This is a genomic window from Cytobacillus sp. Bac17 (assembly GCF_024519925.1).
GTDB lineage: Bacteria > Bacillota > Bacilli > Bacillales > Cytobacillaceae > Cytobacillus > Cytobacillus pseudoceanisediminis.
On record NZ_JALJRC010000053.1, the window covers coordinates 1 to 19467 of the forward strand.

The window sequence follows — 19467 nt, forward strand, 5'->3', positions numbered from 1 at the left end:
GACACGCGCTCACTGCTTAGCTTTTTATGTTGTCTACTTGACAGGGACAAGACCACTAGCTGGCTTTTTCTTTTTGCTGAAAAAAGAGATGCCACTATGACATCTCCTGGATCTATTCTTTAGCGTTCAACCGGCTTTTTATTTTCATCCAGAGTAAAGCCTTCCCCCAGTACGTCATGGACAGCTGTAACCGATACAAATGCATGCGGATCAACAGCTGTGATGACATTTTTTAAACGAACAATTTCATTGCGGCCAACTACACAATAGAGCACTTCCCGTTCTATCTTAGTGAAGGAGCCGTGGCCTTTTAACACGGTGACACCCCGGTCCATTTCTTTCATGATTTTATCGGCAATCGCTTCATTTTGTTCTGAAATGATCATCGCTCCCCTTGCTGCATAGGCGCCCTCTTGCATAAAATCAATTACTTTGGCACCGATAAAAACAGCAACAAGAGTATACATGGCCTCCCTGTAATCCAAGTATGTAATTAAAGAAAGTGCTATAACAAAAAAGTCAAAAATGAACATCGTTTTTCCCATGCTTACCCCTGCGTACTTATGGGTAAGCCTCGCGATTATATCCACTCCGCCTGTTGTGCCCCCATACCTGAAAATGGTCCCAAGTCCAATCCCGATGAAGACTCCGGCGAATAGAGAAGCAAGAGTTAAATCCTCTTTTAGAGGCATTTCGATCTGGTACCGCTGAAAAATCCATAAGAAAATGGACACAGCGACCGTTCCGATAATCGTGTAAACAAAAACATTCCTGCCAAGAAGTTTCCACCCTATAAAGAAAAGGGGTATATTCAGCAGCAAGTTTGTATAAGAAGGATCCCACTTGAACAGGAAATATAAGAGCAGTGTTATCCCGGTGAATCCGCCTTCAGCCAAATTATTCTGCATATTAAAATGAACAAGGCCCCACGAAAAAATGGCCGCACCAAGCAAAATGAAAAAAATATTCTTAAATTTTAATCCAAAATGCATATTATCCCTCCACTGCCTGAATATCACAATACCAAAGTGTATCTAATTATATAAGATACAGAATATAAGAGCAATGACCTTTCCGGGACAAGATGGCAGAGGGGAATCAAATAAGCTCGATGATAAAAAATATTTGTAAAATAGCCGATCTTTAGCTTAACATGAAAAGTGGTAATCTCCGTATATAGATACACCTATAAAAAGCAGAGGTGAAATAAATGCAACCAGCAAAATCAATGAAAGATATACAAACAGAAGTAGACACATACATAAGCCAATTTAAAGAAGGTTATTTCAGTCCATTGGCCATGCTTGCAAGAATGACTGAAGAACTTGGGGAACTATCCAGGGAAGTGAACCATTACTATGGTGAAAAACCCAAAAAATCCACCGAGGAAGAAAAAGCGATCGAAGAAGAGCTTGGAGATATGCTTTTTGTTCTAATATGCTTTGCTAATTCCTTAAATATTGACTTGGAAGAAGCGCACGATCGTGTCATGAAAAAATTCAGCACACGTGATAAAGACAGATGGACAAGAATTGAAGAATAGAAGGAGAGAAAACAATGGATAAAGTTAAAATTGTTATAGCGGGACCGCGGGGACGAATGGGAAGTGAAGCCGTCCAGCTTGTTAATCGAACAGAAAATTATGAAATAGCTGCAGTGATCGACCATAAAAATGGCGGAGGCTTTCTTGGCGATTTTGAAGGATTTTCACAGTTTGGCCAGGTTCCAGTTTACACAGATCTTGCCTTATGCTTTCAGGAACTAAAACCAGATGTGCTTATTGATTTGACCACTCCGGAAGTAGGAATGTTCCACACGAAAACAGCACTGGAGTATGGTGTTAGACCAGTTGTTGGGACAACAGGCTTTTCGAAGGAAAATTTGAAAGAGCTTGAAGAACTTTGCCAGGAAAAAGGAATCGGCTGCATTATTGCCCCAAACTTTGCACTTGGTGCTGTATTAATGATGAAATTCTCACAATTAGCAGGAAGATATTTTAACGATGTGGAAATTATAGAGCTCCACCATGACCAGAAATTGGATGCTCCATCTGGAACTGCAGTGAAAACAGCAGAAATGATTGCTGATGTAAGAGAGAACAAAGAGCAGGGCCATTCACAGGAGAAGGAAACGATTCCTGGTGCAAGAGGCGCAAACTTTGATGGCATGCATATACACTCTGTACGGCTTCCTGGCCTGATTGCTCATCAGCAGGTTATGTTCGGTTCGGAGGGACAAACATTGACCATCCGCCATGACTCCTATAACAGGGCTTCCTTTATGTCTGGAGTAAAACTTGCTGTCGATACAGTTTTAAAAATTGATACTCTCGTCTACGGCCTCGAAAATATTATTGATTAGAAAGGGGTGCCAACATGAATATTGCCTTAATTGCCCATGATAAGAAAAAGGATGATATTGTAAGATTTGCAATCGCCTATAAATCAATTCTTGCTGAACATACCCTTTACGCTACTGGAACAACCGGTTCACGCATCATGAAGGAAACTGGCCTTTCCATTCATCGTTTTCAGTCTGGGCCACTTGGCGGGGACCAGGAAATTGGTGCTTTAATTGCTAACAATAAAATGGATGTAGTATTTTTCTTTAGAGATCCTCTGACTGTTCAGCCTCATGAGCCGGATGTTTCAGCTTTGGTGCGCCTCTGTGATGTATATGCCGTCCCATTGGCGACTAATATGGGCACTGCTGAAATTATTATTAAAGGACTGGAACGCAATGATTTATCATGGAGGAATATTGTAAGTGAAAAAGGTGACATGAATGAACCTGGATAATCTTGATATTCTGGCATTTGGTGCGCATGCTGATGATGTTGAAATTGGCATGGGCGGCACAATTGCCAAATTTGCCTCAATCGGAAAAAAAATTGGAATATGCGACTTGACCCGGGCCGAGCTTTCTTCTAATGGGACGGTTGAAATCCGTAAAGAGGAATCACTGAAAGCAGCTGATATTCTGGGGGTTAGTGTGCGGGAAACACTTAATCTGCCTGACAGGGGTTTATATTATAATCAGGAATACATAAAAAAGATTGCGGAAATGATCCGTAAATACAAGCCTGTTCTTGTGTTTGCACCTTACATGGAGGACAGGCATCCTGACCATGGCCATTGTGCCCGGCTGGTGGAAGAAGCCGTCTTTTCGGCCGGAATAAGAAAATACGAAACAGGGGGGGATTTTGCTCCGCATAAGGTGAAAAGCCTCCACTTTTACATGATAAATGGTTTCCATAAGCCTGACTTCCTAATTGATATCTCATCTTTTATGGATAAAAAAGCTGAAGGGCTGGAGTCTTATCAAAGTCAATTTGTAAAAAAACCTGGTTCATTTGATACTCCGCTTGTCAACGGTTATATTGAGACTGTTGCAGCGAGGGAAGGCCTATTTGGAAAACAGGCAGGGGTGGAATATGCAGAGGGCTTTAAAGTCAATAAGCCCTTAATGATTAATATGGATATATTCGGTGGAGAATTATGAGAAAAAAATTAAAAATAGGTATCACCTGCTATCCCACGGTGGGAGGATCAGGTGTTGTTGCAACAGAACTGGGTAAAATGCTGGCTGAAAAAGGCCATGAAATACATTTTATTTCATCAAGCCTCCCTTTTAGACTGAAAAGGATGTACCCAAATATTTTTTATCACCAGGTAGATGTAAATCAATACTCCGTGTTCCAATATGCTCCTTACGATATCGCGCTTGCAAGTAAAATGGCAGAAGTGATAAAACGTGAAGGACTTGACCTTCTTCATGTGCATTATGCAATCCCGCATGCAGTTTGTGCGATTCTGGCTAAGCAGATGAGCGGCACGGATATTAAGATTGTTACCACCCTTCATGGAACGGATATTACAGTTCTCGGGTATGATCCATCCCTGACAGATGCGATCCGTTTCGGAATCGAAAAGTCTGATGGCGTTACAGCTGTATCCAATGCGCTCATTTCGCAAACTTATGACCTGATAAAACCTGATAAATCTATAAGAGCGGTTTATAACTTTATAGATGAAAGAATATACAAGAAAACCGACTCTGCTTATCTTAAAGAAGAATATGGCATAAAACCGGATGAGAAGGTTGTCATCCATGTTTCCAATTTTCGCGGTGTAAAGCGGGTACCTGATGTTGTTAAGGCTTTTGCAAAAATCACGGAAGAAGTTCCTTCCAAGCTGCTATTAGTAGGAGACGGACCGGAAATGACCGTTATATGCAGGCTGGTGAATGATCTGCAGCTTAAAGATAAGGTCTTGTTTTTGGGAAAACAGGATAATCTGGAGGAGCTATACAGCATCAGTGATTTAATGCTCTTATTATCCGAAAAGGAAAGCTTTGGACTTGTTGCTCTCGAGGCAATGGCATGCGGAGTGCCGTGCATCGGCACTAATACTGGGGGAATTCCAGAAGTAATCAGCGACGGTGAGACAGGTTATATTTGTACTCTGGGGGATATAACTGATATCTCAAAAAAAGCAATTAAACTGCTTAATGATGAGCCCCTGCTTGAAAGGTTTGCTTCCCAATCCATTTCACTCGCTAAAGGAAGGTTCAGTGCCAGTCAGATTGTCATTCAATATGAAGAGTTTTATTATGAACTTTTGGAAAAAGGTGACCTTCGATGAATGAAGCTTTTTTAAGGGCAGTTCCTGTCCTCGAGAATATAGAAGCGGCAGGTTATGAGGCCTATTTTGTAGGAGGCTCCGTACGGGATTTTATCCTTGGCAAGGAAATTGCGGACGTCGATATTGCCACTTCCGCTGCCCCTGAGGAAGTCAAAACCATATTCCCAAGAACACTTGATGTGGGCATCGAGCATGGCACTGTGGTTGTACTGCATAATGGCATACCCTATGAAATTACAACTTTCAGGTCAGAGGCTGAATATCTGGATTTTAGGAGGCCTTCAAAGGTTCAATTTATCAGGTCTCTAAAAGAGGATTTGAAAAGAAGAGATTTTACAATGAACGCCATTGCTATGGATAAGAAAGGGCATCTTATTGATCCATTTAACGGCAGGGGAGCAATAGAAGAGAAAAGAATCTGCACCGTTGGACAGCCTGCTGAGAGATTTACTGAAGATGCACTTCGAATGATGAGAGCAGTCCGCTTTTATAGTCAGCTTGCATTCGAAATTGAAAAAAACACTTATGATGCTTTGGCATCTTTGGCTCATTTACTTGAAAACATTGCAGTTGAAAGAAAGCTGGCAGAATTCGAAAAACTATTAGCAGGAACCAGCCGGATGAAAGCTCTTATGATAATTGGGGAAACAGGACTATCTAAGTATCTGCCAAATATGTCTGGCTTCCAAAAGGAATTAATGCAGGCAGAAGATTATAATGCAGCTGAACTGACAGTGGATGAAATGTGGGCCTTTCTTGCATGCATCTTTAACTTGGACGAGTCGCAGGCTGAAGCCTTTTTCAAAAGCTGGAAACTGCCTGTAAAGAAAATAAAAAAGATATTGGCAATTAATAAATGGATTCGGTATAGAGCCAAAAATATGTGGGATGCCTATTCCCTTTACCAGGCAGGATGCGTTTCACTAAACGCCGAGCGGGTCCTCAACGTAATCGTGCATGAGGACTCAAGCAGGGGAACCGATATCCTGGTGAGTAAATATAATTGCCTGCCGATTAAAGAGAGAAGCGATCTTCAGCTTACCGGAGATAACCTGATGGATTGGTTTGGCAAACCTCCTGGACCCTGGATTAAAGCAATTCTTGAAAAAACGGAGGAAGCTGTCTTGCGCGGCGAATTGAATAATAGCAATGAATCCATAAGGGAGTGGCTCATAAATTGCAATCAGAAATTAGGAAAAAATTGATTGATGCTTTTACGAAGAGCAAGGAGGAATACCTTTCAGGCCAGTATTTAGCCAACCTGATTGGCTGCTCAAGAACGGCTGTATGGAAGCATATTGAAGAGCTGAGGAAAGAAGGCTTTGAACTGGAAGCGGTCAGAAGAAAGGGATATCGGATTACGAAAACACCTGAAAAGGTTACTCCTGATGAAATCAGGCTGGGTCTGCAGACTGAAACACTTGGCCGTCAAATTCATCATGAAGAAAGTGTTGACTCAACACAGAAGATTGCTCATCGCCTTGCTTACGAAGGTGCGCAGGAAGGAACGGTCATCATCGCGGAGGAACAGCTTTCAGGCAGGGGAAGAATGGACAGGAGATGGCATTCCCCGAAATCAACAGGCGTATGGATGAGTGTTATCCTGAGGCCGAATATTCCACCTCCGAAAGCACCGCAGCTGACGCTCATTACAGCGGTGGCTGTTGTACAGGCGATTGAAGAGCTGACAGATTTAACACCGCAAATTAAATGGCCGAATGATATATTAATGAACGGGAAGAAAGTTACAGGAATCCTGACGGAACTGCAGGCGGATGCAGACCGCATTATTTCAATAATCATCGGCATTGGAATCAATGTTAACCAGGAGCTTGATGATTATCCAGATGAACTTAAAGACATTGCCACTTCTATATCCATTGAAAAAGGCGAAAAGCTTTCAAGAGCGGAGCTGATTAGAGTATTGCTGGCCAAACTGGAAAACCTTTATAAACTGTATTTAGATAAAGGCTTCTATCCGATTAAGCTTTTATGGGAAAGTTATGCTGTCAGCATTGGTAAGAACCTTACTGCAAGAACTATTACCGGCAGTATATATGGCAAGGCTCTTGGAATAACAGAAGATGGAGTCCTGATGATCGAAGACAGCAGCGGAAAGGTCCATCATGTCTATTCTGCGGACATTGAGCTGGATGTTTAATTGTTTGCCTAAAATTTTTATAGCCAATTCTTTTGCCTTTTTGATATACTTTTTATGGGCAGTATCCTTAAAAGAACTGCACCTTTTTTGAGCGAATCATAAAATAAATAGATATCTGCCTAGATCCAAAAAAATGGACCGGGACAGAGGGATGAACTGATATATGAGCTATTGCAAAATCCTTCTGCCTACAGAAGGATTTTTTAATGTTCTGTTTTTTAACTCATTTGGAAGTTTTATTGCCTCTTCCTGCATAAGGAGGACGAATGATGAAGCAAACAACTGATTTTCTAAAAATGAAGGAAAATGAAGAGAAAATTGTAATGCTGACAGCTTATGATTTCCCTGCTGCCAAACAGGCCGAAGGGGCCAATGTGGACATGATTCTTGTGGGGGACTCGCTTGGGATGGTAGTGCTGGGCTATGATTCAACTGTTCCAGTTACAATGGAGGATATGATTCATCATGGAAAGGCTGTCAAACGTGGAGCAAAAAATACATTTATTGTGATTGATATGCCTTTTATGAGCTATCACTTGTCCGCAAAAGATACACTTATAAATGGAGCAAGGCTCATTCAGGAAACAGGGGCACATGCTGTTAAGCTTGAAGGCGGTGATGAAGTCGCACAACAAATCGGAGCGTTAACAAAAGCAGGCATTCCTGTTGTTGCCCACCTGGGCCTGACACCACAATCTGTGGGGGTCCTTGGGGGATATAAAGTTCAGGGGAAAAACGCTGAAGCAGCCAGAAAGCTGATTGATGATGCCAGAGAATGTGAGAGGGCTGGAGCTTTCGCTCTTGTCCTTGAGTGTGTTCCAAAACAGCTGGCAAAGCAGATTACTGAAGAATTGACGATTCCTGTCATTGGGATAGGGGCCGGCAAGGATACAGATGGACAGGTTCTTGTTTACCATGATGTATTGGGATACGGTGTAGAGCGTGTTCCAAAGTTTGTGAAACAGTATGAAAACCTGAACCCAATTATCGGCGATAGTCTTGCAGCTTATTCCGCAGAAGTGAAGAACGGATCATTTCCTGATGATTGCCATTCCTTCAAGATGAAAGAGGAAGAGCTGCTGAGCTTGTACGGGGGAAAAGCATGAGAACTATTACTGATATAAAAGAAATGCAAAGTATTGCTTTACAGCTTAAGAGGGAAGGAAAGACAATTGGATTCGTCCCGACAATGGGTTATTTACACGAAGGTCATCTCTCCTTATTAAGTGCCGCCAGAGAAGAAAATGATGTGACAGTGGTAAGCATCTTTGTCAATCCGCTTCAATTCGGCCCTAAAGAAGATTTAGCGACATATCCCAGGGATTTCGAGCGTGACAGCAGCCTTGCAGAGAAAGAGGGGAATGACTACATCTTCTTTCCTTCAGCAGAGGAAATGTATCCTGAGACTCCGTCTGTAACAGCTAAAGTACAGGATCGTACGGATGTTTTATGCGGAAAATCCAGGCCGGGACATTTCGATGGAGTTGCAACGGTCCTTATAAAGCTCTTTAACATTGTACAGCCTGATAAAGTATATTTTGGGATGAAGGATGCTCAGCAGGTGGCCGTTGTTGATGGGCTAGTACGAGATTTCAATATTCCAGTGGAAATTGTCCCTGTTCAGACGGTCAGAGAAGAAGATGGATTGGCTAAGAGCTCAAGGAACGTACATCTTCTTCCGGCAGAACGAGATCAAGCAGCAGCTCTCCATCAAAGTCTTAAGATGGCGGAGTCCGCTATAGATGAAGGGGAACAAGATCCCCGGAAGATTCTAGCCCGCATGAAGGAATTCATCACAAAAAATACAAGCGGGGAAATAGATTATATTGAAATCCTATCCTATCCCCACCTTAAACAGCTTTCCCGCCTGGAAGGTAAAATCATCATCGCAATGGCCGTTAAATTCTCAAAGGCCCGTTTAATAGATAACGCTATAATATCAGTGAAAAAACAAAGCTAAGGGAGGAAGACAGCATGTTTCGCACCATGATGAATGGCAAGATCCATCGTGCAACAGTAACAGAAGCCAATCTTAATTATGTTGGCAGCATCACTATCGATACAGACATTATTGAAGCAGTAGGCATGGCTCCCAATGAGAAAGTTCAAATTGTTAATAATAACAATGGAGCACGATTTGAAACCTATATTATACCCGGTGAAAGAGGGAGCGGCGTAATCTGCGTTAATGGTGCAGCAGCACGCCTTGTACAGGAAGGGGATATTGTCATTATCATTTCATATGCTCTCGTTCCTGATGAAAAGGTGCCTTATCATGAACCAAAGGTAGCGATAATGGACAGCAGCAATCGGATCGCTGACATGATACATGCAGAGCCGGAAAGTACAGTTTTTTAAATAGAGTTTTATAAAGTGCTGAACTCCTATGGAGATTCAGCTCTTTTTTATAAACAGCCTGAATAACTGCATAGTTCAAGTGGAAGAAAAATAATAAGGGGAAAAGCTATTTGCCTTTTTCTTTTTCCGTTTTTATGATACCGTTTGAATGACTGAATATTGAGGTGTTAGCCATGGGTAATAAATATGTTGTAGTGGATTTGGAAACAACCGGGAACGCCCCGAAAAAAGGCGATAAAATAATACAATTTGCTGCTGTGGTGATTGAAAACGGAAAAATCACAGAGGAATACTCCTCCCTTGTAAACCCGGAGCAATCCATCCCCCCGTTTATAGAAGAACTGACAGGATTGTCAGATGAAATGGTCGAGAATGCCCCGCTCTTTTCGGAAATTGCCCCTAAAGTCTTGACTTTGCTTGAGGGTGCTTATTTTGTGGCTCATAATGTTTTATTTGATTTATCTTTTTTACAGGAAGAATTAATTGAGGCAGGATATAACGGATTTTACGGTCCTGTTCTTGATACAGTTGAGATGGCCCGTATTCTTTTTCCGACTGCAGATAGCTTTAAATTATCTGATCTTGCACTCCGGGAAGGCCTTAATCATGAACGTCCCCATCAGGCAGACAGTGATGCGTATGTGACCGCTGAGCTCCTGTTAATATTATTGAATAAGCTTAAAAACCTTCCCCATAACACCATAGACCTGCTGCATAAGCTGTCTGGAGGCTTAAAGAGTGATCTTGATATATTATTGGACGAGTTCATTGCGGTTAATGAAAGTAGGATTGGTTATTTAGATGATGGTATTGAAGTTCACAGAGGGATTGCACTGAAAAAAGAAATGAAACCACGGGAACTAGCAGGCTCCGAATTTCAGGGCTTTCCTTTCAGTGAAGAGGAAAAGCAGGAAATGTTCATTAAAGCCTTCCCTTCTTTTGAAAAAAGAGATGGCCAGTTTATCATGATGGATTCGGTTTATGGAGCGTTCAAAAATAAACGGCATGCATTGATTGAGGCAGGCACTGGTGTTGGGAAGTCCTTGGCATATCTTGTTCCATCAGCTGTTTATGCAAAGGAAAGCGGAAGAACTGTTATTATCAGTACATATACAACACAGCTTCAGGAGCAGCTGCTGAGGAAGGATGTTCCACTGCTTCAAAAAATGCTGCCATTCCCGCTTAAAGCTGTATTGCTGAAGGGAAGAAGCCATTATATCAGCCTTGCGAAGTTCGCTCAAACGTTAAGAGATGATGAAGATAATTATGATACAACCCTTAGCAAAATGCAGATTCTTGTCTGGCTGCTGGAGACTGACACAGGTGATATTGATGAATTAAACCTGTCAAGCGGCGGGATGATTTACTGGAGCAGGATAAAGAATGATGAAACAGCTTTTTTACAGGATAAGTCGTGGATTTCCAGAGATTTTTATCTAAGGGCAAGAAAGGATGCCCAAAAGGCAGATATCATTATTACGAATCACTCACTGCTTTTAACGGATCTAACAGCAGATAATGTTATTTTGCCTGAATTCAGCCATGTGGTGATCGATGAGGGACATCATTTTGTTAAGGCTTCTGGGAAACATTTTGGCAATAAGCTTGATTATCTATCAGTTCGGCTGATGCTTGGTCAAATTGGATTATTTGAACAGAAGCAGCTATATTATAAGCTTGAAAAGCTGGTGGAAGAGAAAGCAGCGGCACCTGATGATGTCATGCATTCTTTTGAAATCAACCAAACAATAGCTGACATTATTCATGAAATGGATGAGTTGTTTAGAGTTATAGCGATTTATGCTAAAAAACATACAAAAGCAAAAAAAAGCGTAAATCGAATTACGGTCCGATTTAATAGAAATGCTGATAACAAGGAAACGAATGTCGTATTAGCGAGTGCCGAACGTTTTAAATTTATGCTTAAGGAATTGATCCAGGGCATAGACAGCCGTGTAGGAGCAGTTTCAAATATTAAATCAGCTCTTTCTCTTGAGGAGAAGGCATTAATGGAGGAAGTGGCTTCCATTCTGGATGATTTAAGGGGAATGTATGAGGATTTAAACCATATCTTTCACTTGCCGTCCCGGGAATTTGTTGTTTGGATTGAAATGGATACTCGCTCTGCACAAAATGCTACAACTGTTTATGCACAGCCTGTATCAGTTTCTGAATATCTTAATGAACAATTCTTCAGCCAAAAGGAAAGTACGGTCATTACATCTGCCACTTTATCTGTGAAAAATTCTTTCAGTTTTATTCTAAAGGAACTAGGGCTTGAGGAACAGCAATGCACTCTAAAGCAAATTCAATCTCCTTTTGATTATCAGAGGCAGGTTAAGCTAGTGATTTCTGATGATTTGCCTGAAGTGAATGCAGTACCGCTCGAGGAGTATGTGGCATCAATTACCGAGCATATAATTTCAATTGCGGAAGCAGCGAAAGGAAGAATGCTGATTCTTTTCACTTCGCATGAGATGTTAAGAAGAACCTATGAGCTTATAAAGGAATCAGGGTTCCTGGAGGATTATGTTCTCATTGCCCAGGGTGTTACAAGCGGAAGCAGATCAAGACTTACGAGGAATTTTCAGCGATTTGATAAAGCCATTCTTTTAGGGACAAGCAGCTTTTGGGAAGGTGTGGATATCCCTGGTGAGGATCTTTCCTGTCTTGTAATTGTCAGGCTGCCATTTTCACCTCCAGATGAACCGATGGCACAGGCGAAAAATGAGCAAATTGCAAAGGAAGGAAAAAATCCGTTTTCCGAATACTCATTGCCCGAAGCAGTTATCCGCTTTAAGCAAGGTGTCGGGAGATTAATTAGAACAAGTTCGGATAGAGGAGTCATCGTGATATTTGACCGAAGAATTATCACCGCAAGGTATGGAAAGGCATTTCTGGATTCCATTCCGCCTATTCCTGTCCAGAAAAGTAATATTGATGAAATTGTCGAATTAATTTATACTTGGCTGTAAAAAATTCAGCGATTTTCACCGGAATCCTACTATGAGAATAAGGCATCTGGTTTTTATCAGGATAAATTTAGATGATTAACGCATTATAATTTTGTGGGTTCTTTATTTATAAATCCTCAGTATGCTTTTGTTCATATGTAGGAGGAATGGAAAGATGAACGTGCTGTTCGCCTTTATGCTACTGTTCACGAATTGGTATTACATACCTAAGGATTCACCAGCAGTTCCTGTTAAAGTGGAAAGCATTGATCTAAAACTAAAAAGTGATGAGCTGGCTTTTACGTTTTTTTCCTTGTCTGATGGCGAGGCTTCTTTGCTTCATCATGGAAATGACGAAAAAGTCCTTATTAACACCGGCGGGCCAGGAACAGAGGAAGAATTAAAGAAGCTTCTTGAATTATATGGCGTAAATAGGATTTCAGCTATTATCCTGACAGATGAGGAATTATATAACGTGGCCAGCCTTAAATGGCTGATAGAAGATTTTGGGGTTAAAGAAATTATTGCCTATGATTCTGCAGTTTCTGAGTTGAGGGCTGAGAACGGAATCAGTGACCTTAGTCTGCATGCCTGGAATCAGAATTTTAAGCAGCAGCTATTTCCGGGGTTGCTTGCAGAAGTTCTTTACGCAGGTAATGAATCGGGGGAAGGAATGGATATTTCCTTTACATTTGCAAGGCATCGTGTATTATTTATGAACTCGACTAGTCCAAAATCTAAACATTTTCTCATGAAAAAAGAGTTATCCAATGTTAATATTGTAAAACTTCCTGCGTTTGGCAGGAACGATTCCATATCAGAAGAGATGATCAAACATTTGGATCCGCAGATCGCCATTCTTTTTTATAAACCATCCATAAAACATGATTCGGATCTGTTCGGGCTGTTAAACGATGCCTGGGTTGATGTATATTATACAAGAAAGCACGGAACCGTCACCATCAAATTTACAGACATTAATTATGAATTATTCACGATTTTCCAGGGCGAGGAGTTCAAATAAACATACCTTCACCAAAATATCAAAGGGAAATATTTTGTGAAGATAATGAATTTTAGGGGGAAGTTTATCACTTTCAACAGGCCAAATAATTAGCAATCAAAATTTAATGGCCAAATGAAAAAAGCTGCGCTTGCGGCGCAGCTTGACGTGGTGGACCAGAAGAAAATTTGTAGTTGTTTTAATACCAGTTAATCAATTCTGCTGTTATACTGTTACTGAGATTTATTTCTTTGTAAAATTAGTTTAACCTTAACGGCTGGGTATATAAGTTACAAATATTGTAGAGGCTGAGGAGGAATTCCAGAATGGAAAGCAAAATTGAGGTTTTATCTACCGTGAAGATCCAGCAAAGCCCGGATCTGTATAAAATTGTTGATGCACTGAACAGAACTTTAAAAGAAAAAGATTTGATGTTCGGTTTGGCGCTTGATCAGGAAGACCAAAATAAAGCGATTTTTACGATTTATCGTACATAAAAGAGTGATTGAGACATGAAGAGAGCAATATGGGGTATCATTATTCTGCTTGTCATATGCATTGGAGCAGGCTCTTTAATTTATTTCAACAGCATGAAGCCGGTTAGAGCGGCAGAATCAAAGGCTGTAGAGCTTGCGAAAAAGGAAACAGATCTTGCTGAAACTGAAGATTTCAATTTATATCATGGCACTGAGACCTACTATGTAATCGAGGGTAAAGATCATGATGGGACAAGCATATATGTGTGGGTTCCAGAAAAAAAAGGGAAAATCGTTACACTGAAAGAATCTGAAGGAATTTCCAGAAATGAGGCCATTAACAGACTTAAGCAGGAGAAAAATGCTGCTGAAATCATGTCTGTGCGGCTTGGAATGGAGAAAAATATTCCATTATGGGAAATTCATTACCGTTCCGGCAGTGATTTAATAAATTATTATTATATAGATTTTAAAACAGGAAAATGGCTAAAAAAAATTGAAAATCTATAGCCTGAGGCATTACAGCGCCTTAGTGCAGGAGAAAATCGGGAGGAAGCAAGCAAATGGAGATTCAACTGGCACAAAGAGTAAAAGCGTTGACACCATCAACAACTCTGGCAATCACAGCAAAAGCAAAAGAGCTAAAAGCCCAGGGACATGATGTTATTGGATTGGGAGCAGGCGAGCCGGATTTTAATACGCCGCAGCATATTATCGATGCAGCAGTGAAATCAATGAATGAGGGACATACAAAATATACGGCTTCAGCAGGTCTTCCAGCATTAAAGAAAGAAATCGCAAACAAGTTTAAAAAAGACCAGGGACTTGAGTATGACGCTTCAGAAATCATCGTTACCAATGGTGCAAAGCATGGCTTATATACACTTTTCCAGGTTTTGCTTAATGAAGGGGATGAAGTCATTATCCCGACTCCATATTGGGTCAGCTATCCTGAACAGGTTAAACTAGCAGGAGGTATTCCTGTTTATGCAGAGGGAAGAGAAGAGAATGATTTTAAGATCACACCGGAACAGCTGGCTAAAAGCATAACTGACAAAACCAAGGCAGTGATTATTAACTCACCAAGCAACCCGACCGGCATGCTTTATTCAGCGGAGGAATTAAAGGAGCTTGGCGAGGTTTGTTTAAAGCATAGTGTCCTTATCATTTCTGATGAAATCTATGAAAAACTGGTATATGGCGGCCACCAGCATACTTCGATTGCTGAAATTTCACCTGAACTTAAAGAACAAACCATTATCATTAATGGGGTATCCAAGTCTCATTCCATGACAGGGTGGAGAATTGGATATGCAGCAGGTAATAAGAATATTATTAAGGCCATGACCAACCTTGCCAGCCACAGCACATCCAACCCGACGACAACAGCACAATATGGTTCAATCGCTGCATATGCCGGATCACAGGATACACTGGAAGAAATGAGAGAAGCATTCGAACATCGATTAAATGTTATCTATGATAAATTAATCAGCATTCCAGGCTTTACTTGTGTAAAACCACAAGGAGCATTTTACCTGTTTCCCAATGTGAAAAAGGCAGCAGAATTGACCGGTTTTGAGAGTGTCGATGAATTTGTTAAGGCTCTTCTTGAGGAAGCGATGGTTGCAGTAATTCCAGGTTCTGGTTTTGGCTCTCCGGATAATATCCGTTTATCATATGCAACTTCTCTTGAATTATTAGAAAAAGCTGTGGAACGGATGCATGGTTTTGTAGAAAAGAACATGAAGTAAAGAAAAGCGGAAGCGCCTTGCCCACGCCGACACCTCGAGACGGTAGGCTGCTTACGCTAGAAAGTTATCGACGTTCAAAATTTTGGACTTTCTAATTTTTGTGAAACAGGAGCGCTGGATTATATCCGGCCTCCTTCTGTATTTTTCGTAAGAACACTTAAAATATTACTAATATTGCTTGTCAATGTGCTTGAAGGTATAATATATAGCGTTACATAAGAAGTGATTGCTTAGATTTTTTTGGAGGGAACATAAATTGATAAAAACAACAATTTCTCAAGTTCATAAATATGTTGATCAGGAAGTTACGATTGGAGCTTGGATTGCCAACAAGCGCTCAAGCGGAAAGATTGCATTTTTACAGCTGCGCGATGGGACTGGTTTTATTCAAGGTGTTGTAGTGAAAGCGGAAGTGCCGGAAGAGATTTTCCAGGGTGCAAAATCAGTTACACAGGAATCTTCTGTTTATGTTACTGGCAAGATTCAAAAGGATGAGCGTTCACCTTTCGGATTTGAAATGCTGGTTACAGGTCTGGAAGTTATTCATCAGGCTGTGGACTATCCGATTACTCCTAAAGAACATGGAACTGAATTCCTAATGGACAATCGTCACTTATGGCTGCGCTCCCGCCGACAGCATGCAGTCATGAAAATCAGAAATGAAATTATCCGGGCAACTTATGAGTTTTTCAACGAGCAAGGTTTTTCCAAGGTTGACCCGCCAATTTTGACGGGAAGCGCCCCAGAAGGTACGTCGGAACTTTTTGCGACAAAGTATTTTGATGAAGATGCTTATTTATCACAAAGCGGCCAGCTTTATATGGAGGCAGCTGCTATGGCTCTTGGAAAAGTATTTTCATTCGGGCCGACCTTCCGTGCTGAAAAATCCAAAACTCGCCGTCATTTAATCGAATTTTGGATGATTGAACCTGAAATGGCTTTCTGTGAGTTTGATGATAACTTGAAAGTACAGGAAGAATATGTAGCTCATATTGTACAATCTGTTCTTAAGAACTGTTCAATCGAACTCAAAACACTAGGCCGTGATACGGAGAAACTTGAAAAAATTACGGCACCATTCCCGCGCATCACGTATGATGAAGCAATTAAGTTTCTTCAGGAAAAAGGTTTTGATGATATCCAGTGGGGAGACGACTTTGGTGCACCGCATGAGACAGCAATTGCAGAAAGCTATGATAAGCCAGTCTTTATCACACACTATCCAACTTCACTGAAACCATTCTATATGCAGCCTGATCCATCAAGAGAAGATGTTGTATTATGTGCCGACTTGATTGCACCTGAAGGGTATGGAGAAATCATCGGCGGCTCTGAGCGTATTCACGACTATGACCTTCTAAAGCAGCGCCTTGATGAACATAAGTTAGATATGGATGCTTACAAATGGTACCTGGAGCTTCGTCAATATGGGTCCGTACCGCATTCGGGATTTGGTCTTGGACTTGAAAGAACAGTTGCGTGGATAAGCGGCGTCGAGCATGTACGTGAAACAATTCCTTTTCCTCGTTTATTAAACCGCTTATATCCATAATTTTTAAAAAAACTGATAGATAATGCAGAAATCCGCCTTCCGCGGATTTTTTGCTTCTTCAGATTCCCGCAACATCTTCCAGAAGAAAGCAGTCAAGCTGAATCTTCATGGAAAAGTTACCGGTTTTTCATCTCACTTTGGCCACTGTGTTCATGATATACTGAGAAGGAGGTGTCCCGAATGTCTAAAAATAGTTTATTAAAATGGCTTCAGGAAGGAAATATTTCAATACCTGGAGTCCTGCTTTCTCAATATAAAGAAATGAATTTGAATGAGCATGAACTCGTCTTAATTCTTCATGTAATTTCCTATATTGACCATGGGAATGAATTTCCCACCCCTGTAGAATTATCTTCGCGCATGACCATTTCTGTGGCTGAATGTACGGATATGTTAAGGAAACTAATCCAAAAAGGATTTTTTGATATCAAAGATAGCTACTCTGCTGATGGCATAAGATATGAAAAATACCATCTAGATCCGCTTTGGGAGAAGCTCATTGATCAGTTTCTGCTCAGCGGCAAGAAAGAGGAAGCTGTTAAGATACAGCAGGAGGAAACAGATCTTTATACTTGCTTTGAAAGGGAATTCGGCAGGCCGCTTTCACCTTTTGAATGTGAAACACTTGCGCTCTGGATGGATGATGATCATCATGATCCCCATATTATAAAAGCTGCATTAAGAGAATCTGTCCTGTCCGGCAAACTGAATTTCAGATATATAGACAGGATTCTTTTTGAATGGAAAAAGAATGGCATAAAAACGATTGAACAGGCTAAAAGCTATGGAAAAAAATTCAGGCAGAACCAGGCACAGCTAAGGACAAAGAGGGAAGACACTCCGTCACAGACGACGAAATCTGTTCCCTTTTATAATTGGCTTGAACAGTAAGCAGGCTAAAGGTGCACCTAAAATATTGAAGATAGTAAGTTGGTGATTTCTTTGTTAAATAAAACACAAATAAGATACTGCCTTGATGCAATGGGGGAAATGTTCCCGGAGGCACATTGTGAATTAAATCATTCCAATCCATTTGAATTAGTCATAGCTGTAGCACTATCTGCACAATGTACTGATGCACTGGTAAACAAAGTGACAAAAAACCTGTTCCAAAAGTATAAAACACCCCAGGATTACCTCAATGTTTCCATAGAGGAACTGCAGGAAGATATCCGCTCAATTGGTCTTTATCGCAACAAAGCTAAAAATATCCAAAAGCTGTGCAGATTGCTTCTGGATGAATATGAGGGTGTAGTGCCGCGTGACAGAGATGAGCTGACAAAGCTTCCTGGAGTAGGCCGCAAAACTGCCAATGTCGTTGTCTCAGTGGCTTATGGAGTGCCTGCCATTGCAGTCGATACTCATGTTGAACGAGTAAGCAAAAGGCTTGGCTTCTGCCGCTGGAAGGACTCTGTACTGGAAGTTGAAAAGACATTAATGAAGAAAGTGCCGATGGATGAATGGTCAATTACTCATCATCGTATGATCTTTTTTGGAAGATATCACTGTAAGGCACAGAATCCTCAATGTGAGATTTGCCCTCTGCTAGATTTATGCCGGGAAGGCAAGAAACGTATGAAGGTGAAGCAAGCAAAATGACCGGGGAGATAGTCATTCCTGTTACAGAACAATTATGCCATTCCCTGTTTTACAAAATGAATGATTCATTGGCTGTAAAAGAAGGATCCCTTTCCGCTTATCAGCCTCTACCGCCATTTCTATATGAAGCTGCTTTTTATGCGGGCATACCTGCTGTAAGGCCTTGGGAAACCAGCGAAAAATTTATTCCTGTCTTAATGAATGAGTGGGCAGGGCAGAAACATCTTCTGGGTATGCACTTTTCAAACCGGGACCAGAAGGCAGCATTAGATCCGATGAAAGTATCTTTGGGAGTATTTTTACAGCTATTGTATTGGGCAAACAGCAAGCCGGTAAACCTTCAGTCAGATCCTGGAGAATTGCCAATAAAGCCAGTGAACCTTAAAGAACGGCTGAATTTCATTTTTGCACGACCGGCTTTTTATCATTCTTATATACAGCTGTCTGAACTAATATCTGAAATGGAAAAGCAATATATGAAGATGCTTGCATTGGAAAAATCGAAGAGAAAGCGCCTTTAATTGATAGGCGCTTTTTTCTATGGCTAGAGAAAAAGTTTATCAGTTTCACTAGTCTCCACGAACTACAAGTCCCGCGCATAAATCCCTTAAGCCGTGCGCAAAAGGAGAGAAAGCGCGCACAAACGGAAGAAATGCGCGCGTAAAAGACCGGAACCCGCGGGAACACAAAGAGTCCGCGCATAAATCCCATTAAGCCGTGCGTAAAAGGAGAGAAAGCGCGCACAAACGGAAGAAATGCGCGCGTAAAAGACCAGAACCTGCGCAAACCCAAAGGGTCCGCGCATAAATTCCATTAAGCCGCGCGCAAAAGGAGAGAAAGCGCGCACAAACGGAAGAAATGACGCGTAAAAGACTGGGACCCGCGCGAACCAAAGGTCCGCGCATAAACCCCTTAAGCCGTGCGCAAAAGGAGAGAAAGCGCGCACAAACGGAAGAAATGCGCGCGT

Annotated in this window: 21 protein-coding genes; 19 read left to right on the top strand and 2 right to left on the bottom strand. The window is 41.3% G+C overall.

What is annotated here, in order from left to right:
* Positions 1–119: 119 nt before the first annotated feature.
* Positions 120–992: a YitT family protein gene (locus NR125_RS27965; protein ID WP_009332728.1), complete on the bottom strand. Its 873-nt coding sequence runs from the start codon at positions 990–992 to the stop codon at positions 120–122.
* A gap of 218 nt (positions 993–1210) precedes the next feature.
* On the opposite strand from NR125_RS27965, the gene NR125_RS27970 reads away from it, so the two are divergent.
* The 19 genes from NR125_RS27970 (at position 1211) to NR125_RS28060 (ending at position 19021) form a co-directional block, all read left to right on the top strand.
* Positions 1211–1543: a nucleotide pyrophosphohydrolase gene (locus tag NR125_RS27970; RefSeq protein ID WP_009332727.1), complete on the top strand. Its 333-nt coding sequence runs from the start codon at positions 1211–1213 to the stop codon at positions 1541–1543.
* 14 nt (positions 1544–1557) lie between these two features.
* On the top strand, positions 1558–2361 hold the full coding sequence (gene dapB, locus NR125_RS27975) for a 4-hydroxy-tetrahydrodipicolinate reductase (protein WP_009332726.1): 804 nt from the start codon (positions 1558–1560) through the stop codon (positions 2359–2361).
* A gap of 14 nt (positions 2362–2375) precedes the next feature.
* Complete coding sequence (gene mgsA, locus NR125_RS27980) at positions 2376–2798, top strand: methylglyoxal synthase (protein WP_009332725.1); 423 nt, start codon at positions 2376–2378, stop codon at positions 2796–2798.
* Positions 2785–3501: a bacillithiol biosynthesis deacetylase BshB1 gene (gene bshB1, locus NR125_RS27985; RefSeq protein WP_009332724.1), complete on the top strand. Its 717-nt coding sequence runs from the start codon at positions 2785–2787 to the stop codon at positions 3499–3501. Before mgsA ends, bshB1 begins: the two co-directional genes overlap by 14 nt.
* Positions 3498–4643, top strand: coding sequence for an N-acetyl-alpha-D-glucosaminyl L-malate synthase BshA (gene bshA, locus NR125_RS27990; protein ID WP_009332723.1), 1146 nt, complete (start codon positions 3498–3500; stop codon positions 4641–4643). Before bshB1 ends, bshA begins: the two co-directional genes overlap by 4 nt.
* The gene (locus NR125_RS27995; RefSeq protein WP_009332722.1) at positions 4640–5848 is read left to right on the top strand and encodes a CCA tRNA nucleotidyltransferase; all 1209 of its coding nucleotides are present in this window, start codon (positions 4640–4642) and stop codon (positions 5846–5848) included. The genes bshA and NR125_RS27995 overlap by 4 nt, the downstream gene beginning before the upstream one ends.
* Positions 5821–6804 (top strand): biotin--[acetyl-CoA-carboxylase] ligase, encoded by a 984-nt coding sequence (locus tag NR125_RS28000; protein ID WP_009332721.1) that lies wholly within the window; start codon positions 5821–5823, stop codon positions 6802–6804. The genes NR125_RS27995 and NR125_RS28000 overlap by 28 nt, the downstream gene beginning before the upstream one ends.
* A 269-nt stretch (positions 6805–7073) precedes the next feature.
* On the top strand, positions 7074–7910 hold the full coding sequence (panB, locus tag NR125_RS28005; protein WP_009332720.1) for a 3-methyl-2-oxobutanoate hydroxymethyltransferase: 837 nt from the start codon (positions 7074–7076) through the stop codon (positions 7908–7910).
* Entirely contained in the window at positions 7907–8764 is an 858-nt protein-coding gene (gene panC, locus NR125_RS28010; RefSeq protein WP_009332719.1) for a pantoate--beta-alanine ligase, read from the top strand. The genes panB and panC overlap by 4 nt, the downstream gene beginning before the upstream one ends.
* Before the next feature lie 14 nt (positions 8765–8778).
* A complete protein-coding gene (panD, locus tag NR125_RS28015; protein WP_009332718.1) occupies positions 8779–9162 on the top strand; it encodes an aspartate 1-decarboxylase in 384 nt (127 codons plus the stop codon).
* 173 nt (positions 9163–9335) lie between these two features.
* A complete protein-coding gene (gene dinG, locus NR125_RS28020) occupies positions 9336–12137 on the top strand; it encodes an ATP-dependent DNA helicase DinG (protein WP_009332717.1) in 2802 nt (933 codons plus the stop codon).
* 154 nt (positions 12138–12291) lie between these two features.
* Complete coding sequence (locus NR125_RS28025; RefSeq protein WP_071157200.1) at positions 12292–13140, top strand: ComEC/Rec2 family competence protein; 849 nt, start codon at positions 12292–12294, stop codon at positions 13138–13140.
* A gap of 305 nt (positions 13141–13445) precedes the next feature.
* Positions 13446–13616 carry a YpmA family protein gene (locus tag NR125_RS28030; RefSeq protein ID WP_009332715.1) on the top strand — a complete coding sequence of 57 codons (171 nt, stop codon included), beginning with the start codon at positions 13446–13448 and terminating at the stop codon, positions 13614–13616.
* Between the two features lie 15 nt (positions 13617–13631).
* Positions 13632–14105 carry a cell wall elongation regulator TseB-like domain-containing protein gene (locus tag NR125_RS28035; RefSeq protein WP_009332714.1) on the top strand — a complete coding sequence of 158 codons (474 nt, stop codon included), beginning with the start codon at positions 13632–13634 and terminating at the stop codon, positions 14103–14105.
* 59 nt (positions 14106–14164) lie between these two features.
* A complete protein-coding gene (locus NR125_RS28040) occupies positions 14165–15349 on the top strand; it encodes a pyridoxal phosphate-dependent aminotransferase (RefSeq protein ID WP_034296682.1) in 1185 nt (394 codons plus the stop codon).
* A gap of 259 nt (positions 15350–15608) precedes the next feature.
* Positions 15609–16901 carry an asparagine--tRNA ligase gene (asnS, locus tag NR125_RS28045; protein WP_157380205.1) on the top strand — a complete coding sequence of 431 codons (1293 nt, stop codon included), beginning with the start codon at positions 15609–15611 and terminating at the stop codon, positions 16899–16901.
* A gap of 180 nt (positions 16902–17081) precedes the next feature.
* A complete protein-coding gene (locus NR125_RS28050) occupies positions 17082–17792 on the top strand; it encodes a DnaD domain-containing protein (protein ID WP_009332711.1) in 711 nt (236 codons plus the stop codon).
* 51 nt (positions 17793–17843) lie between these two features.
* Positions 17844–18500: an endonuclease III gene (gene nth / locus NR125_RS28055; RefSeq protein ID WP_009332710.1), complete on the top strand. Its 657-nt coding sequence runs from the start codon at positions 17844–17846 to the stop codon at positions 18498–18500.
* Complete coding sequence (locus tag NR125_RS28060; protein WP_009332709.1) at positions 18497–19021, top strand: YpoC family protein; 525 nt, start codon at positions 18497–18499, stop codon at positions 19019–19021. Before nth ends, NR125_RS28060 begins: the two co-directional genes overlap by 4 nt.
* An 86-nt stretch (positions 19022–19107) precedes the next feature.
* On the opposite strand, the gene NR125_RS28065 is transcribed toward NR125_RS28060, so the two are convergent.
* The coding region (locus NR125_RS28065; protein WP_256816638.1) for a hypothetical protein at positions 19108–19467 on the bottom strand (360 nt) is incomplete at its 5' end.

Excerpts from the sequence above, each read along its gene's own strand:
- NR125_RS27965 (WP_009332728.1), bottom strand. The coding sequence starts at position 992 with ATGCATTTTGGATTAAAATTTAAGAATATTTTTTTCATTTTGCTTGGT.
- NR125_RS27970 (WP_009332727.1), top strand. The coding sequence starts at position 1,211 with ATGCAACCAGCAAAATCAATGAAAGATATACAAACAGAAGTAGACACA.
- dapB (WP_009332726.1), top strand. The coding sequence starts at position 1,558 with ATGGATAAAGTTAAAATTGTTATAGCGGGACCGCGGGGACGAATGGGA.
- mgsA (WP_009332725.1), top strand. The coding sequence starts at position 2,376 with ATGAATATTGCCTTAATTGCCCATGATAAGAAAAAGGATGATATTGTA.
- bshB1 (WP_009332724.1), top strand. The coding sequence starts at position 2,785 with ATGAACCTGGATAATCTTGATATTCTGGCATTTGGTGCGCATGCTGAT.
- bshA (WP_009332723.1), top strand. The coding sequence starts at position 3,498 with ATGAGAAAAAAATTAAAAATAGGTATCACCTGCTATCCCACGGTGGGA.
- NR125_RS27995 (WP_009332722.1), top strand. The coding sequence starts at position 4,640 with ATGAATGAAGCTTTTTTAAGGGCAGTTCCTGTCCTCGAGAATATAGAA.
- panB (WP_009332720.1), top strand. The coding sequence starts at position 7,074 with ATGAAGCAAACAACTGATTTTCTAAAAATGAAGGAAAATGAAGAGAAA.
- panC (WP_009332719.1), top strand. The coding sequence starts at position 7,907 with ATGAGAACTATTACTGATATAAAAGAAATGCAAAGTATTGCTTTACAG.
- panD (WP_009332718.1), top strand. The coding sequence starts at position 8,779 with ATGTTTCGCACCATGATGAATGGCAAGATCCATCGTGCAACAGTAACA.
- dinG (WP_009332717.1), top strand. The coding sequence starts at position 9,336 with ATGGGTAATAAATATGTTGTAGTGGATTTGGAAACAACCGGGAACGCC.
- NR125_RS28025 (WP_071157200.1), top strand. The coding sequence starts at position 12,292 with ATGAACGTGCTGTTCGCCTTTATGCTACTGTTCACGAATTGGTATTAC.
- NR125_RS28030 (WP_009332715.1), top strand. The coding sequence starts at position 13,446 with ATGGAAAGCAAAATTGAGGTTTTATCTACCGTGAAGATCCAGCAAAGC.
- NR125_RS28035 (WP_009332714.1), top strand. The coding sequence starts at position 13,632 with ATGAAGAGAGCAATATGGGGTATCATTATTCTGCTTGTCATATGCATT.
- NR125_RS28050 (WP_009332711.1), top strand. The coding sequence starts at position 17,082 with ATGTCTAAAAATAGTTTATTAAAATGGCTTCAGGAAGGAAATATTTCA.
- NR125_RS28060 (WP_009332709.1), top strand. The coding sequence starts at position 18,497 with ATGACCGGGGAGATAGTCATTCCTGTTACAGAACAATTATGCCATTCC.